Source organism: Phytobacter sp. RSE-02 (genome assembly GCF_040578655.1).
GTDB classification, from domain to species: domain Bacteria; phylum Pseudomonadota; class Gammaproteobacteria; order Enterobacterales; family Enterobacteriaceae; genus Phytobacter; species Phytobacter diazotrophicus.
Genome location: NZ_JBEULY010000014.1, coordinates 49,850 through 65,027 on the forward strand (window position 1 = coordinate 49,850; position 15,178 = coordinate 65,027).

The 15,178-nt window shown below is 54.3% G+C and carries 14 protein-coding genes; 3 read left to right on the top strand and 11 right to left on the bottom strand.

Annotation, left to right across the window (positions count from 1 at the left end; genetic code table 11):
• Positions 1 to 333 precede the first annotated feature (333 nt).
• Positions 334 to 1,341: an HTH-type transcriptional regulator GalR gene (gene galR, locus ABU190_RS22355; RefSeq protein WP_354692436.1), complete on the top strand. Its 1,008-nt coding sequence runs from the start codon at positions 334 to 336 to the stop codon at positions 1,339 to 1,341.
• Here the strand turns inward: galR and ABU190_RS22360 are convergent.
• The 5 genes from ABU190_RS22360 to ABU190_RS22380 form a co-directional block, all read right to left on the bottom strand.
• Positions 1,338 to 1,787: a GNAT family N-acetyltransferase gene (locus ABU190_RS22360; protein ID WP_039077117.1), complete on the bottom strand. Its 450-nt coding sequence runs from the start codon at positions 1,785 to 1,787 to the stop codon at positions 1,338 to 1,340. The genes galR and ABU190_RS22360 overlap by 4 nt on opposite strands.
• Positions 1,784 to 2,557 carry a GntR family transcriptional regulator gene (locus ABU190_RS22365; RefSeq protein ID WP_039077118.1) on the bottom strand — a complete coding sequence of 258 codons (774 nt, stop codon included), beginning with the start codon at positions 2,555 to 2,557 and terminating at the stop codon, positions 1,784 to 1,786. The genes ABU190_RS22360 and ABU190_RS22365 overlap by 4 nt, the downstream gene beginning before the upstream one ends.
• Before the next feature lie 68 nt (positions 2,558 to 2,625).
• Positions 2,626 to 2,943, bottom strand: coding sequence for a PTS sugar transporter subunit IIB (locus tag ABU190_RS22370; protein WP_071193774.1), 318 nt, complete (start codon positions 2,941 to 2,943; stop codon positions 2,626 to 2,628).
• A gap of 9 nt (positions 2,944 to 2,952) precedes the next feature.
• Complete coding sequence (locus ABU190_RS22375) at positions 2,953 to 4,380, bottom strand: glycoside hydrolase family 1 protein (RefSeq protein WP_110296291.1); 1,428 nt, start codon at positions 4,378 to 4,380, stop codon at positions 2,953 to 2,955.
• A gap of 11 nt (positions 4,381 to 4,391) precedes the next feature.
• Complete coding sequence (locus ABU190_RS22380) at positions 4,392 to 5,729, bottom strand: PTS transporter subunit EIIC (protein ID WP_039077121.1); 1,338 nt, start codon at positions 5,727 to 5,729, stop codon at positions 4,392 to 4,394.
• Between the two features lie 295 nt (positions 5,730 to 6,024).
• Between ABU190_RS22380 and ABU190_RS22385 the strand changes: the two genes are divergently transcribed.
• Positions 6,025 to 7,077 (top strand): LacI family DNA-binding transcriptional regulator, encoded by a 1,053-nt coding sequence (locus tag ABU190_RS22385; RefSeq protein WP_354692437.1) that lies wholly within the window; start codon positions 6,025 to 6,027, stop codon positions 7,075 to 7,077.
• 538 nt (positions 7,078 to 7,615) lie between these two features.
• Here ABU190_RS22385 and lysA read toward each other — a convergent pair.
• Complete coding sequence (gene lysA / locus ABU190_RS22390) at positions 7,616 to 8,878, bottom strand: diaminopimelate decarboxylase (protein ID WP_354692438.1); 1,263 nt, start codon at positions 8,876 to 8,878, stop codon at positions 7,616 to 7,618.
• Between the two features lie 116 nt (positions 8,879 to 8,994).
• On the opposite strand from lysA, the gene ABU190_RS22395 reads away from it, so the two are divergent.
• The gene (locus ABU190_RS22395) at positions 8,995 to 9,921 is read left to right on the top strand and encodes a LysR family transcriptional regulator (protein WP_354692439.1); all 927 of its coding nucleotides are present in this window, start codon (positions 8,995 to 8,997) and stop codon (positions 9,919 to 9,921) included.
• Here ABU190_RS22395 and ABU190_RS22400 read toward each other — a convergent pair.
• From ABU190_RS22400 to ABU190_RS22420, 5 genes are all read right to left on the bottom strand, one after another.
• Positions 9,918 to 10,610: an aspartate/glutamate racemase gene (locus tag ABU190_RS22400; RefSeq protein WP_354692440.1), complete on the bottom strand. Its 693-nt coding sequence runs from the start codon at positions 10,608 to 10,610 to the stop codon at positions 9,918 to 9,920. The genes ABU190_RS22395 and ABU190_RS22400 overlap by 4 nt on opposite strands.
• Before the next feature lie 114 nt (positions 10,611 to 10,724).
• On the bottom strand, positions 10,725 to 11,486 hold the full coding sequence (gene kduD / locus ABU190_RS22405; protein WP_039077128.1) for a 2-dehydro-3-deoxy-D-gluconate 5-dehydrogenase KduD: 762 nt from the start codon (positions 11,484 to 11,486) through the stop codon (positions 10,725 to 10,727).
• Between the two features lie 62 nt (positions 11,487 to 11,548).
• A complete protein-coding gene (gene kduI / locus ABU190_RS22410; RefSeq protein ID WP_039077129.1) occupies positions 11,549 to 12,385 on the bottom strand; it encodes a 5-dehydro-4-deoxy-D-glucuronate isomerase in 837 nt (278 codons plus the stop codon).
• Between the two features lie 622 nt (positions 12,386 to 13,007).
• On the bottom strand, positions 13,008 to 14,189 hold the full coding sequence (locus tag ABU190_RS22415; RefSeq protein WP_354692441.1) for an acetyl-CoA C-acetyltransferase: 1,182 nt from the start codon (positions 14,187 to 14,189) through the stop codon (positions 13,008 to 13,010).
• Between the two features lie 159 nt (positions 14,190 to 14,348).
• Complete coding sequence (locus ABU190_RS22420; protein ID WP_039077131.1) at positions 14,349 to 15,161, bottom strand: MetQ/NlpA family ABC transporter substrate-binding protein; 813 nt, start codon at positions 15,159 to 15,161, stop codon at positions 14,349 to 14,351.
• Positions 15,162 to 15,178: the final 17 nt, after the last annotated feature.

Here is a 15,178-nt window from a genome sequence, read left to right on the forward strand (position 1 = left end):
AATGGCAAAAAAAAACCTGCACATCTGCGCAGGTTGGTGTAATTCAAGTGTTCAACCCTCAGGTTGACTTCACCTATCAATACCTCTGGGATTGCTACTGTAGCAATCCGACCAAATGCTTCTCCAGCAGACAATAGAAACAGCATTTCGCAAAGTGTAACTAAAGGTTCGAACTGTATATTTCCGGATATATTTTCCATGTAACGTTTTCACGTCATTTCATCGCGTCAGTTCACGTTTGCGGAAAGTGCCCTGGCGACAACCTTGATTAGCCAGCGCATTCCCGTAACATAAGTGGGTGTGTAAACGCTTACCCCTAAATGAAGGTGCTCAATGGCGACAATAAAAGATGTAGCCCGGCTTGCAGGTGTCTCTGTCGCTACAGTCTCTCGCGTAATTAACGACTCCCCAAAAGCCAGCGAAGCCTCACGGCTGGCGGTCCAGACCGCCATGGAGAGTCTGAGCTATCACCCCAACGCCAATGCCCGAGCGCTGGCGCAGCAGTCGACGGAAACGGTCGGTCTGGTGGTCGGAGATGTCTCTGACCCTTTTTTTGGCGCCATGGTAAAAGCGGTTGAACAGGTCGCCTCCAGCACTGGCAACTTCCTGCTCATTGGCAACGGTTATCACAATGAGCAAAAAGAACGTAATGCGATTGAGCAACTGATTCGCCACCGCTGTGCGGCACTGGTTGTCCACGCCAAAATGGTGCCGGATGCTGAACTCATTGCGTTGATGAAACAGATCCCCGGCATGGTACTGATTAACCGCATTCTGCCCGGTTTCGAACAGCGCTGCGTGTCGCTGGATGACCGCTACGGTGCCTGGCTGGCAACGCGCCACCTTATACAACAGGGCCATACCCGGATAGGCTATTTGTGTTCCAACCACGCGATTTCCGATGCCGAAGACCGCCTGCAGGGTTATTACGACGCCCTCAAAGAAAACGGGCTGCCGTGTAATGAGCGTCTGGTCACCTTCGGCGAACCGGACGAGAGCGGCGGTGAACAGGCAATGACCGAACTGCTCGGGCGTGGCAAGAATTTTACGGCGATCGCCTCCTATAACGACTCGATGGCAGCGGGCGCAATGGGAGTGCTTAACGATAATGGCATTGCTGTGCCAGATGAGATCTCGCTGATTGGCTTTGACGATGTGCTGATATCACGCTATGTCCGCCCGCGGCTGACCACGGTGCGCTATCCCATCGTGACGATGGCGACACAGGCAGCGGAACTGGCACTGGCGTTGGCAGAAAACCGTCCACTCCCGGATGTCACGCATGTGTTTAACCCGACGCTGGTAAGACGCCACTCGGTCGTGACGCCGCAGGACAACTAGAGGGTAAAGCGATAGAGGTGGACGGTCGTGTCCGGGTAATCGAGGCCGTCGCCGATATACTGCCAGCCAAAGCGCTCATAAAAATCACGGCAGGCGGAGTAAAGATGAAGCTCGCTAAACCCCATTTCCCGTGCAGACTCAATCACATGCTGCTGTAAAGTACGCGCCAGCCCCTGCCCGCGTGCGGACTCATCAACATAGAGCGCCGCCAGCCAGGGGAACAGATCCTGGCGGCTTATCAAATCGCAACGCCACAACCCTACGGTGCCAAGCAGCGTATCGTCATCCACCAGCACAAAGGTTAGCGGCAGATTGCCCGGCGTCTGGCTGTGGTCAATAATGCTTTCGAAGAACGCGCGCGGCAGCGAGTCACCAAACTCGCGCCAGAGCCACTCGGTCACCTGTTCAGCATGCTGTGGCGCGTCGTATAACGGAACCACTTTCACATTAATTTCCCCTGAAAAATCGGTACGGATTCAAACAGATAGCCGTCAAAATCCGGGGCATCCTCGTCCGAGAGCTCCAGCAAACTCTTTTTTACGTTTTCAAGATGCTGCCACATGGCCTGCCAGGCGCCCATCACATCGCGACGACGCAGGGCAGCGAGCAGTGTCTGCCTGTCGCCAAGCCATTTCAGGCGATAAGGACGGCTGGTAATGTGCACGTTGAACTGCTGCCACAGCGGGCTGCTGTCCATGTGGTGCCAGACGCTTTCTACTGTTGCCAGTAGCATCTGGTTTTGCGAAGCGCCCGCCAGCACCAGATGAAACATTTTGCTGTTGTCCTGGCTGGTGTCGTTCAGGGCAATCGCGCGCTGTTCCTGTTCGAGGATGCGGCGCAGGTTATCGATATCCGCCCGCGTCGCCATTTTGGCGGCAAAGGCGGCGATGTTGCTCTCCAGCAACTGACGAGCCTGCAATATTTCAAACGGGCCGACATCACTGCTGAGAAAGCGCTCTTCTTCGTTTTCATGCTCCTGAGGAATACGCATCACATAGACGCCGGAGCCCTGGCGAATGTCGACGGTGCCCTGGAGTTCAAGCATTAAGAGAGCTTCACGAACAATAGTACGACTGACGCCATACTTTTCGGCAATATTGCGCTCAGGCGGAAGGCGGGATCCCACGGGGTAATGCCCCTGGATTATTTGCGCGCGTAAATCTTCGCCAATCTCCTGGTACTGTTTTTTTTCCGGCGGGATTACAGCTTTTTCCACAATATCACCATCACCTGTACAGACCTGTAGTTGAAGCTCAGGCCGGAGAACCCCGGCCTTTGGGCGCGCTATCTTACCAAATTTAGTGCCTGATCGAGAACTTTCGCGCCATTTAAGGTGCCATATGCCACCGGATCGATCACATCAATAGGGATAGCGTATTGGTCGGTAAGTTTCTTATTTTCCGCGAGCTTAAAGCGCACCTGCGGCCCCAACAGTACAGCGATAATCTCGCCGCTGTGGTTGTCTAATTCATCGCGTAGCGCCTGCTCAGCGATGGCATAGATTTTCAGTTCAAGACCGCGCTCGGCGGCGTTTTTTTCCATCTTAGTGACCACCAGTGATGTAGACATCCCGGCAGAACAACACAGGACAATACGTTTCATCACAGCTCCTTATTTCCATTCATCATCAAAAGAGATCGTAAGCTGGCGTTCGTCGCTTAAGCGGCGATACCAGGAGAGCGACTTTTTCGCCCGCCGGTCACGGTTGTGGTCCAAATCGATCTCCACCAGTCCGTAGCGATTTTTAAAGGCATTCATTGGCGATACGTTGTCCGTAAACGCCCATAGCATATAACCGTGACAGTTGGCGCCATCCTCCCGCGCGCGCAACGTCTGGTACAGATGCTCACCAATAAACGCAATGCGGTAATCGTCTTCAATCACCCCATCGGCATTGCGGAACTGCCCTTCGTTCTCAACCCCCATCCCGCTTTCCGCCACAAACCACGGGATGTTGCCGTACTCGTTTTTAATCCGCATCGCCATGTCATAAATGATAAACGGCCCGATTTCCCAGCCGCGCGACTTATTCATGCGCCGGCCCGGTAGCTCAAAGGGTTCGTAGTAATAAGCCGGGTGGAACGGCGTGTCGGGGTGCCAGGCGCGGGAAGGGGCTTTTACCCGATGCGGGTAATAGAGGTTAATGCCCAATTCATCCACGGTATTTTCACGAATGATCGCCAGTTCGTCGTCGGTGTAGTCCCAGCTCACCTGATGCTTCTCAAGCAGGGTAAACAGCTCCGGCGGGTACGCCCCTTTTACCATTGGGTCGAGGAAGACGCGGTTATAAAAGAGATCATACATGGCTGCCGCATGGACATCGTGCGGCGCACGGGAGCGCGGATAGGTCACTTCCGGGTTCAGAATGCACCCCACCGTTCCCGCGTACCCTTTCTCGCGAAACAGTTTCACCACTTTCGCCGTGGCTAGATTTTTATGGTGATTCCATTGCATCCAGGTGCTGGTGTTCTGCTCATACGGCCAGCGCAGCGCATCCAGATAGACTCTGGTTTGCACCACAATGGGCTCGTTAAAAGTGAACCAGCGCGTCACTTTTTGGTGAAACCGTTCAAAGACTTTTTCGACGTAAAGCAGATAGAGTTCGACCACTTTTTTCGATGCCCAGCCGCCGTAGGTTTCCAGCAGGTAACCGGGCAATTCGTAATGTTCAAGGCAGATCATCGGCACAATGCGGTTACGCGCCATCTCGTCAAAGAGCTGGTCGTAATAGGCCGCATACTCTTCATCCACGACGCCATTTTCATAGTCGGTCAGAAAGCGCGACCAGTTAATGGAGGTGCGGTAGTGGGTCAGGCCAGCCTGCTTCATCAACTGTACGTCTTCGCGAAAACGGTGATAAAAGTCAGTCGCCACCGCCGGGCCATAGCCCTCATGCCAGACCTGCCTGTCGTTTTTGTACCAAAGATCGGGCCATGAATCCTGCCCCTCTTTTTTGCCGCTCCAGCCCTCGGTCTGCCAGGCTGACGCCGCCGCACCAAGCATAAACGTCGGCGGGATGGTGAGTGTTTTCGTGCTCACGTCAGGCTCCTTTAGGCATTTTTCGCCATGTCAGTGGATTCAGCCTGCAGTTGCGCCTGCTCCGCACGGCGGGATGCAATCTTCACAAAAGGCAGGTAAATAAGGATCGAGGCGAGGATACACACCAGTTGTGTCACTACCGCCCCCATCGAACCGGCGGTGGAAAGCCAGGCGTTAATCAGCGGCGGCGTGGTCCAGGGCACCATCACCACAGCCTTGCCCGCAAAGCCGGTAACCGTAGCAAAGTAACCGATTGAGCCGGTCACCAGCGGGGTGATGATAAAGGGGATCGCGAGGATCGGATTGAGCATGATCGGCATGCCGAATATCACCGGTTCATTGATATTGAAGATGCCAGGGCCGATGGAGAGCTTGGCGATCTCTTTCATCTCTTTGCGTTTGGTGGCAATCATCACCGCGATCAACAGACCAATGGTCAGACCGGAACCGCCGATACTCATATACACATCCCAGAACGGCATGGTGATGATATTCGGCACCTCTTTACCCTGCTCAAATGCGCTCATGTTGACCGTGATCGCACCGAGCAGCAGGGGTTCGCGGATCGGCTTGATCATCTGGTTGCCATGAATGCCGATAACCCAAAACAACTGAGCGACAAACATCAACAGCAGGATACCCGGCAGGCTTTGCACCACGCGTTCTAACGGCTGTTGCACCACCTGATAAACGGCATCATAGAGGTACATGCCGGTGATCTGATGGAAGACAAAACCAAAAGTCGCGATAACCGTGGTGGTGATAATGGCGGGGATCAATGCAGAGAACGAGGCCGAGACGTTAGGCGGCACTGTATCCGGCATTTTGATTTTCAGCCCTTCACGGTTTTCCAGCCAGCAGTAAATCTCAACGGAGAGAATCGCGATAAACATGCCGAGGAACAGGCTACGGGTATCCGAGAACTGGCGCAGCAGCACATCTTTCACCACGTGCATTTGGCCATCGACCAGCATTTCCACCGTGGTTGGCGTCACGCAAATAAAGCAGATGACCGCCAGCAAACCGGGGAACAGGGTTTTGATGCCGTTAATACGCCCAAGCTCAATACCAATCAGGAATACCGCGCCGATATTCAAAAAGTTGAGCGTGGCGTAGTTGATAGCGCTGGTAATTGGCTTGAGCGCGGCCAGGAACGATAGCGCGTCAAAGCTGGCGAGGCCGTTTTTCGGATCCAGCACCATATTGGAGATAAGCACGGAGAAGGCGCCGACGATGATGACCGGCATCAGGGTAATAAACGAAGCCTTGATCGCCATAATGTAGCGATAGCTGTTGAATTTGGTCGCGAAGCTACCCAGAGAATCGATTAACTTTTCCTGTAGAGCCATTAGAGGTACCTCAGTAAAAGGGCTTTTTATCGTGTCAGGTATACAGCTCAATACCTTTTGGCATACCAAAAATAGCTATCGCTGGAAAATAGTTCTGTGATTAAGGTCGCAACGCGGCATCTGGTATTCCAGATTTGCCATATTTAGCAGATTTGGCATACCACCCTAAATAAACCAGGGTTTTCTTCCCGTTGCATCAAAAGCGTGATCGGCCCGGTTATTGTCTCTCCCTTGCCCCGCTGCGCTTTGATGAATGTGATAAAATAGCGGCCTTCATGTGATACAGGATCAGGTCATGGCGACAATGCTGGATGTCTCACTGCGCGCGGGAGTCTCCAAGGCTACGGTATCGCGCGTGTTGAACGACACAGGTCAGGTAAAAGAGAGCACCCGTAAACGGGTTTTTCAGGCGATGGAAGAGCTGGGCTATCGGCCTAATTTTCTTGCCCAGTCGCTGGCAACCCGCACCAGTAATAACATTGGCCTGGTGGTTTCCAGTTTTAACGGTTTCTATTTTGGCCGCCTGTTACAGCAGGCATCGCGCCAGGCGGAAGCCTATGGCAAACAGCTCATTGTGACCGACGGGCACGATGCCCCGGAACGCGAAGAGTTAGCGGTGCAGATGCTGGCCGACAGACGCTGCGACGCCATTATTCTTTACACCCGCTTTATGAGCGAGAAAGCGATCATCCGCCTGATCGATACCACCCCGATGCCGCTTATCGTGATTAACCGCGAAGTGTTTCAGGCCCACGATAAATGCGTTTTTTTTGAACAGCAGGATGCGGCGTTTCAGGCGGTGGATTATCTGGTAAACCAGGGTCATCACGATATTGCCTGTATCACCGCCCCTATCCATACGCCAACCGGCAAAGCCCGCCTGATGGGATATCGCAAGGCGCTGGAAAAACACGGTATTCGCTGGGATCCGGACAAAGTGAAATACGGCGATTCAACCATGTCGCGCGGCTATGAACTGTGCCAGGAGATCTTACAAGAGGGCATTAAAGTCAGCGCGCTGTTTGCCTGTAATGACGATATGGCGCTGGGTGCGTCTAAGGCGCTGCATCAGGCGGGGTTACGTATTCCGCAGGATATTTCACTGTTTGGCTTCGATGATGCCCCCAGTGCCCGTTGGCTGGAGCCGGGTCTGTCGACGGTCTATCTGCCGATTGACACCATGATCACCACCGCCATCGATCAGGCTATGCGGCTGGCGAATAAAGAATCGATCGAAGCGATCCCGCCGTTTACCGGCACCCTGGTGCTGCGCGATTCAGTCGCCCCCGGGCCATTTTTCCCGGATGCGGCGGCGCCTGATCCGGGCGACCGATCGCACCAACCGTAGCCCCGGTAAGCGTCAGCGCCACCGGGGTAATTCCCGGATGCGGCTTATTCGGGTTACGTTTTGAAAACCGTTGATACCCTCGCCCCTCGGGCTGAGGAATCCCCACAAAAATGCGAGCACGATCGGTCCCCTCTCCTCTTTGGGGAGAGGGTTAGGGTGAGGGGGAAGATGCGGCTCTGATGGTCATTCCGTTCACCTTATGTTCCTTGCTTTTCTGTCGCGACAGAACTCGTGAACGTGCCAGGGTGGCTCACCGCCACCACCCTGGCGACCCGGGCTCCCGGCCAGGAAAATCGCCGCTGGCGCGGTCCATGATGCTTATGTCGTCTGACTTTCGGGTCGGGGACCAGCCTGCGTCCTTGCAGGCTATCCCCTCCGCCCGCTTCCCTGCGGGCGGCCCCGGTCAGCCGCCAACGCCTCATCGATTTTCAGCCGGACCCTGTCATCGCTGTCACTGTTTTATTCTTATTAAGCGGCGTTGTCGCTGTAAAACGTAAGATTACTGGGGATTCCTCAGCCCCTCGGGGCGAGGCAGGACTTATACCTGCTCAAGCGCCAGCAGTTCTTCAATGGTCTGACGGCGACGAATCAGCCGTGCAACGCCCTTATCAAACAGCACCTCCGGCAGCAGCGGACGACTATTGTAGTTCGACGACATTGAAGCACCATAAGCCCCGGTATCATGCAGCACAAGGTAATCCCCTGGCGCCACGGCAGGCAGTGCGCGGGTTTCCACTTTACCGCCCTCCTGCTGGGTAAACACATCGCCAGACTCGCACAGCGGCCCGGCCACCACGGTATCGATACGCGGCACGGTGGTTAAATCACGCCCGTCCGCCGCCAGTGCGGTAATGTGGTGATAGCTGCCGTACATGGACGGGCGCATCAGATCGTTAAAACCGGCGTCAATCAGTACAAAGTGGCGGCTGCCCATCTCTTTCACGCTGCGCACCTGTGCCACCAGCACCCCGGATTCCGCCACCAGGAAGCGTCCCGGTTCGATCTCCAGTTTTACCGGATGACCCAGATGTTTCGCCACCTGTTCACGTGCGGCATTCCACAGGCTGTAATAGTGGTCCGTATCCACCCCCTCCTCCCCTTCATGATAAGGAATGGAGAGACCGCCGCCTGCCGAAATAGCCTGCAGATCCTGGCCAAATTCCACCACCTGGCGCACCATCGCACCGCACACCTGCTCAAGGTGGCCGTAATCCACCCCGGAACCAATATGCATATGAATGCCGATCAGTTTGAGGTTAAAACGCTGCATCACTTCCAGCGCGGCAGGCAGGTCGCTATACCAGATGCCGTGCTTGCTGTTTTCGCCACCGGTATTGGTTTTCTGGCTGTGGCCATGACCGAAGCCGGGATTAACACGCAGCCAGACCGGGTGACCGGGCGAAACCTGCCCCAGTTGTTCCAGCATATCCACTGACCCGGCATTAACCGGAATGCGCAGCTCGCTCACGCGGGCCAGCGTCGCGTCATCAATCACGTCCGCCGTGAAAACAATATCCTCCGGATGCGTTTTCGGGTCGTAACCTGCGGCCAGCGCACGCTCAATTTCCCCTAACGACACGGAATCCACCTTCACCCCCTGCTCACGCATCAGGCGCAGGATATGAATGTTCGAGCAGGCTTTTTGCGCGAAACGGATCACATCAAACTGCGTCAGGCGGGCAATCTGGTCGCGAATAATTTGCGCGTCATAAACCCAGACCGGGCAGCCAAATTCAGCAGGCAACCGAAGAAGATTAGCGGCATTAAGGTCGGTTGTGGTTTGTGTCAGTGGGCGTGGCATAACAGACTCCGAAAACGTTTTTTTATGATTACGCCACAGGGCAGGAGGAATAAAAAATATCGTTTTATCGTGAGTCTATGCAAAAATGATATGGATTCTCTTGCCAGGATGCCGCCATGCCCGCCGTAAACTTACGCCACATTGAAATTTTTCATGCCGTGATGACCACCGGGAATCTGACGGAAGCCGCTCAGTTGCTGCATACCTCGCAGCCTACCGTCAGCCGGGAGCTGGCGCGCTTTGAAAAAGTACTGGGGTTGAAGTTATTTGAACGCATGCGCGGGCGTCTGCATCCTACGGTGCAAGGGTTACGTCTTTTTGAGGAAGTACAGCGCTCCTGGTACGGGCTGGATCGCATTGTCAGCGCCGCCGAAAGCCTGCGTGAATTCCGTCAGGGTGAGCTGTCGATTGCCTGCCTGCCAGTCTTTTCCCAGTCATTTTTACCGCTACTGTTGCAGCCTTTTCTGGCCCGCTACCCGGACGTTAGCCTGAATATTGTTCCGCAAGAGTCGCCGCTGCTGGAAGAGTGGCTCTCCGCCCAGCGTCATGATCTGGGGCTGACGGAAACAATCAGCACGCCTGCGGGGACGGAGCGTACGCCACTGCTGACTTTTAACGAAGTGTGTGTCCTGCCACAAAACCACCGACTGGCGCATAAAGCGCAGCTTACGCCAGGAGATTTTCATGGCGAGAATTACATTAGCCTGTCGCGCACCGACAGCTACCGGCAATTGCTTGATGCTTTGTTCAACGAACATCAGGTGAAACGCCGTATGGTACTGGAAACGCACAGCGCGGCGTCAGTCTGCGCGATGGTTCGCGCCGGGGTGGGAATTTCGGTGGTCAACCCGCTGACCGCGCTCGATTACGCCGCCAGCGGGGTGGTAGTGCGCCGTTTTAGTATTGACGTTCCCTTCACGGTGAGCCTGATCCGCCCGTTGCATCGTCCCTCTTCGGCGCTGGTCGAGGCATTCAGTCGCCATTTGCAAGAGGCAATGCCATTGATTACCGGTCCACTAAACGCGGTACTGAACGCCATTTAAGAGAGCATAAACGTTACGGCATCGGCGGCATGCAGGGCAGCCGTATCAAATACCGGGATCGGCGACTGATCTTGTGCAACCAGCAGGCCAATTTCAGTGCAACCGAAAATCACCCCCTGCGCCCCCTGCTCGGCCAGTTGCGCAATCAGACTGACATAATAGGCACGCGAAACATCGCTAAACGTACCGAGGCAAAGTTCGTCAAAAATAACCTGATTGACCCGCGCGCGGTCTGACTCACCCGGAATCAGCGTTTCAATACCAAACGCGTCATTCAGACGGCCACGATAAAAGTCCTGCTCCATGGTGTAGCGCGTACCAAGCAGCGCCACTTTGGATTGTTTCTGCGCCACGATCGCCCGCCCGGTGGCATCGGCAATATGTAAGAAAGGCACATCACAGCGTGCTTCAATCTGCCCGGCGATTTTGTGCATAGTGTTCGTACACAGCACGATACCCTGCGCACCGGCGTTTTGTAGCCCGACGGCCGCATCGGCCAGGATATCCCCGGCCTTTTCCCATTCGCCGCTGCGCTGGCACTCTTCAATCTCATGGAAATCTACGCTGTGCAGCAGCAGGCTGGCAGAGTGCAGACCACCCAATTTCGCCTTCACCCCTTCATTAATCAGGCGGTAATACGGAATGGTAGATTCCCAGCTCATGCCACCCAACAGTCCAATCGTTTTCATTATGCCTCTCCCTCTGAGTAAGCACTCAGTCAAGCAAACTCAGGGGGGAGTTTCAACCACCCCACAGGCATAAAAAAACCTGCCCGAAAGCAGGTTTTTGGTAAATCAGGCGAATTAACGCGCCAGCCAGCCGCCGTCGACCGCGATGGTATAGCCGTTAATGTAATCAGATGCACTGGAGGAGAGGAAAACAATCGGCCCCATCAGGTCACTCGGTAAACCCCAGCGCCCCGCCGGAATACGGTCGAGAATCGCCGCGCTGCGCTCTTCGTCAGCACGCAATTGCTGGGTGTTATTGGTCGCCATATAGCCCGGCGCGATGGCGTTGACGTTGATGTTGTGTTTCGCCCATTCGTTCGCCAGCAGACGGGTCACGCCCATCACGCCGCTTTTAGAAGCGGTATAAGACGGCACGCGGATACCGCCCTGGAACGAGAGCATGGAGGCGATATTAATGATCTTGCCGCCATTGCCCTGAGCGATGAAGTGTTTCGCCGCCGCCTGGGACATAAAGAAGACGCTTTTGATGTTCAGGTTCATCACGTCATCCCAGTCCTGCTCGCTGAAATTGATCGCGTCTTCGCGACGGATCAGGCCAGCGTTATTGACAAGAATGTCGATTTTGCCGAACTCGGCCACCGCACGGTCCAGCAGTGCCGGGATACCGTCGATTTTACGCAGGTCAGCCGTCAGGCTCAGGAAACGACGGCCCAGCGCCGTAACGCGCTCGATGGTTTCAGTCGGTTCAACAATGTTGATACCCACGATATCGCAACCCGCTTCTGCCAGACCCAGCGCCATGCCCTGGCCCAGACCTGTATCACACCCGGAAACGACAGCCACTTTACCTTGAAGAGAGAATGCATCCAGAATCATGTTTGTTCCTTAATCTTTCAACGCCTGCACCCGCAGGCATATTTTTGTTATGCCTTTGGTGCTTAGCGCAGATCTTTAACCGCGACGTGGTCCATATCATCAAAGACCTGGTTTTCACCAACCATACCCCAGATAAAGGTATACGCCTTCGTCCCCACACCTGAGTGAATAGACCAGCTCGGCGAAATCACCGCTTGTTCGTTATGCATCACAATATGGCGGGTCTCCTGCGGCTGCCCCATCATGTGGAACACGCATGCGTCCTCATCCATATTGAAGTAGAAGTAGACTTCCATGCGGCGCTCATGGGTATGGCACGGCATAGTGTTCCACAGGTTACCCGGCGCGAGTTCGGTCAGCCCCATGCTCAACTGGCAGGTTTCCAGCACGTCCGGCACGAAGTATTTATTGATGGTGCGACGGTTGCTGGTGAGGTTGTCACCCAGCGTGACCGGAGAAACATCCGCAGGCGTCACTTTTTTGGTCGGGTAAGTAGTATGTGCCGGTGCGCAGTTGTAGTAGAACTTCGCGGGTGTCGCGGTATCGACGCTGGCGAACACCACTTCTTTCGCCCCTTTGCCGACATATAACGCGTCGCGATGGCCGATTTCATAGCACTGACCATCAACGGTAATGGTGCCCGGGCCGCCAATATTGATAACGCCCAATTCACGGCGTTCCAGGAAGTAGCTTACGCCCAGTTGCTTGCCCACTTCGCCGCCAACAGAGACGGTTTTGGCGACCGGCTTAATGCCACCGACGATAATACGGTCGATGTGGCTATAGACCATGGTGTATTCGTCATCGACGAATACCTCTTCAACCAAAAATTCATTGCGCAGTCCCTGGGTATCCAGCGTTTTCGCATGCGCACTGTGGATGCTTTGTCTTACGTCCACATTTACCTCCGCAGTCAATGTTTCATTCGAATCGCACGTAACGGAGCGAATAAAAAACGTTCCGTTTTGCAGTATGGGCACATCTTATCCCGGCTAAAACACGTTTTCAACGTTATATAAAACAACGTTTCATTTTTTTCGTAATATATTTCTAAAACTGTAGTTGCGATCACGAACGTCTGGCGTTTACACGAAGAAGAGGGGCGGTTTATTGGGCATGAGAACAGAATTTAATGATAACAAACAAATAGTTAATAACATCTTGAAGTTTTAACAGTCTGCAGGCATTTTTACTGCGCGAAATCTAAGATCCTTTTTGATATTGCAACGTTATCGCGTTTTTCAGGATGCGAAGCGCTACGTTTTCTTTTAAACTGCGCAGGCCGTCACACAAAATAAAACGATGTTTTGATAAATTAACACCAAGTTTTTGAAATGTTGATGGCGTGTATAACGGCACGAAAATGAATGCGTATACACCAGGGAAGTATCGACAAAGAAACAACAGGGTAGCGCGGCGCGTTGCCCGGGGACGTTTGAGTTAGTGTTTCTGTAACTGGCCTTGCCCTCCTTAACGGAGGGCTTTTTTTTAGGGGGAAAGGACGTTATCTGCAGGAAGGACTCAGTCGCGCTCTATCGCCAGCGCCACACCCTGTCCGCCACCGATACATAAGGTCGCCAGCCCTTTACGGGCATTACGTTTTTTCATTTCATGCACCAGCGAGACCAGAATACGGCAACCGGATGCACCGATAGGATGGCCAAGCGCAATGGCGCCGCCGTTCACATTTACCCGCTTTTCATCCCACTCCAGCACTTTACCGACAGACAGCGCCTGGGCGGCATAGGCTTCATTGGCCTCAATCAGATCGACGTCATCCAGGTGCCAGCCCACGCGCTCAAGGCAGCGACGGGTGGCATAAACCGGTGCGATGCCCATCAGGGCAGGATCGACGCCTACGCTGGCAAAAGCACGAATACGGGCCATCACCGGTAAATTCAGCTCCTGCGCTTTGGCTTCACTCATCATCATCACAGCGGCGGCACCGTCATTAATGGACGAGGCGTTACCCGCGGTGACCGACCCCGTCAGTTCAAATGCCGGGGAGAGTTTCGCAAGCCCTTCTGCGCTGGCGTCGGTGCGCGGTTGCTCATCGGTATCAACCAGTAATGGTCGCCCGTCGGTGGACAGCGCTTTCACCGGCACGATTTCATCGCGAAAACGCCCGGAATCAATAGCGGCGCGTGCTTTTTGCTGCGAACGGAGCGCCCAGTCATCCTGGTGGGCACGGCTGATGCCGTACTCCCGCGCCAGGTTTTCTGCGGTCACGCCCATATGGTAATCGTTGAAGGCATCCCATAATCCGTCGTGAACCAGGCTGTCGATAAGCTGGCTATTGCCCAGCCGCGCCCCGGTACGGCTGTCGGTCAGCACATGGGGGGCACGGCTCATATTCTCCTGGCCGCCCGCAATGACCACATCGGCTTCGCCGCACTGAATCGCCTGCGAGGCCAGATGCAGCGCTTTCAGCCCTGACCCGCACACATCATTAATAGTGATAGCCGAAACCGTCATGGGCAGCCCGCCTTTAATAGCCGACTGGCGGGCAGGGTTTTGCCCGGCGCCTGCGGTAAGCACCTGGCCTAAAATGACTTCATCAACGGTTTGGGGGTGAATCCCGCTGCGATCGAGAAGCGCCTGAACGACATAACTTCCCAGCTCAACGGCAGAATGGTGCGATAGCGCCCCCTGAAAACAGCCGATAGGCGTGCGAACCGCAGCCACGATAACGACATCTTTCATTTCTACCTCAGCGCAAATTGACCCAGGCAATAGTAGTACGTTGTTATCAAGTATTATCGCAATTGTTTAAAATCGGTGAGATTCATCACACAGGCGGGCAGGAACAGGTTCGGGAAAGGAGGTGCGACGGGCAAGCCCGTCGCACAGAAACAGCAGTAATCAGTTGTTTACCGGGATTACCGCACCTTTGTATTTGGTGCGGATCCAGTCCTGAATCTCTTTAGAGTGCAGCACGTTTACCAGCGCTACGATGTCTTTCTTCTTCTCATCGCCACGGTGTACGGTAATGATGTTGGCGTACGGGTTGTTTTCGCCGCTTTCAACCGCGATCGGATCGTGTACCGGGTCCAGGCCTGCGTCGATGGCGTAGTTGGCGTTGATCACCACCGCGTCACCTTCGTCGTTGTTATACATCTGCGGCAGCAGCGCCGCTTCTACGTTCGGCTGGAACTGCAGTTTTTTCGGGTTTTCAACGATATCGCTGATACGCGCAGAGACTTTATCCACGCCCGGTTTCAGCTTGATCACGCCCTCTTTTTCAAAGATAGAGAGGATACGACCTTCTTCGGATACCGCATCACGCATGATGATTTTGCCACCCTGCGGCAGGTCTTTCAGCGACTTGTATTTTTTGGAGTAGATACCAATCGGCTCAATGTGGATTGCGCCCGCGCTGACGAAATCATAGGTTTTATCGCCCGCGTGGTCTTTCAGTACGCTGTTCAGGTACGGAATGTGCTGGAAGTAGTTGGCGTCGATTTCACGGCCAGCCAGCGCGGTGTTCGGCAGAATGTAATCCTGGAACGGTTTGATCTCCAGATCGATACCTTGTTTTGCGAGAATCGGTTTCGCCTGCTCCAGAATTTCAGCGTGCGGCACGTTAGAAGCGCCCACGGTCAGTTTGTCGGCCCAGGAGGAGAAGCTCATTGCACCCAAAGTCATGGCGGCAATCAGTGTCAGTGTTTTTTTCATGATGTGTTTCCCTAATT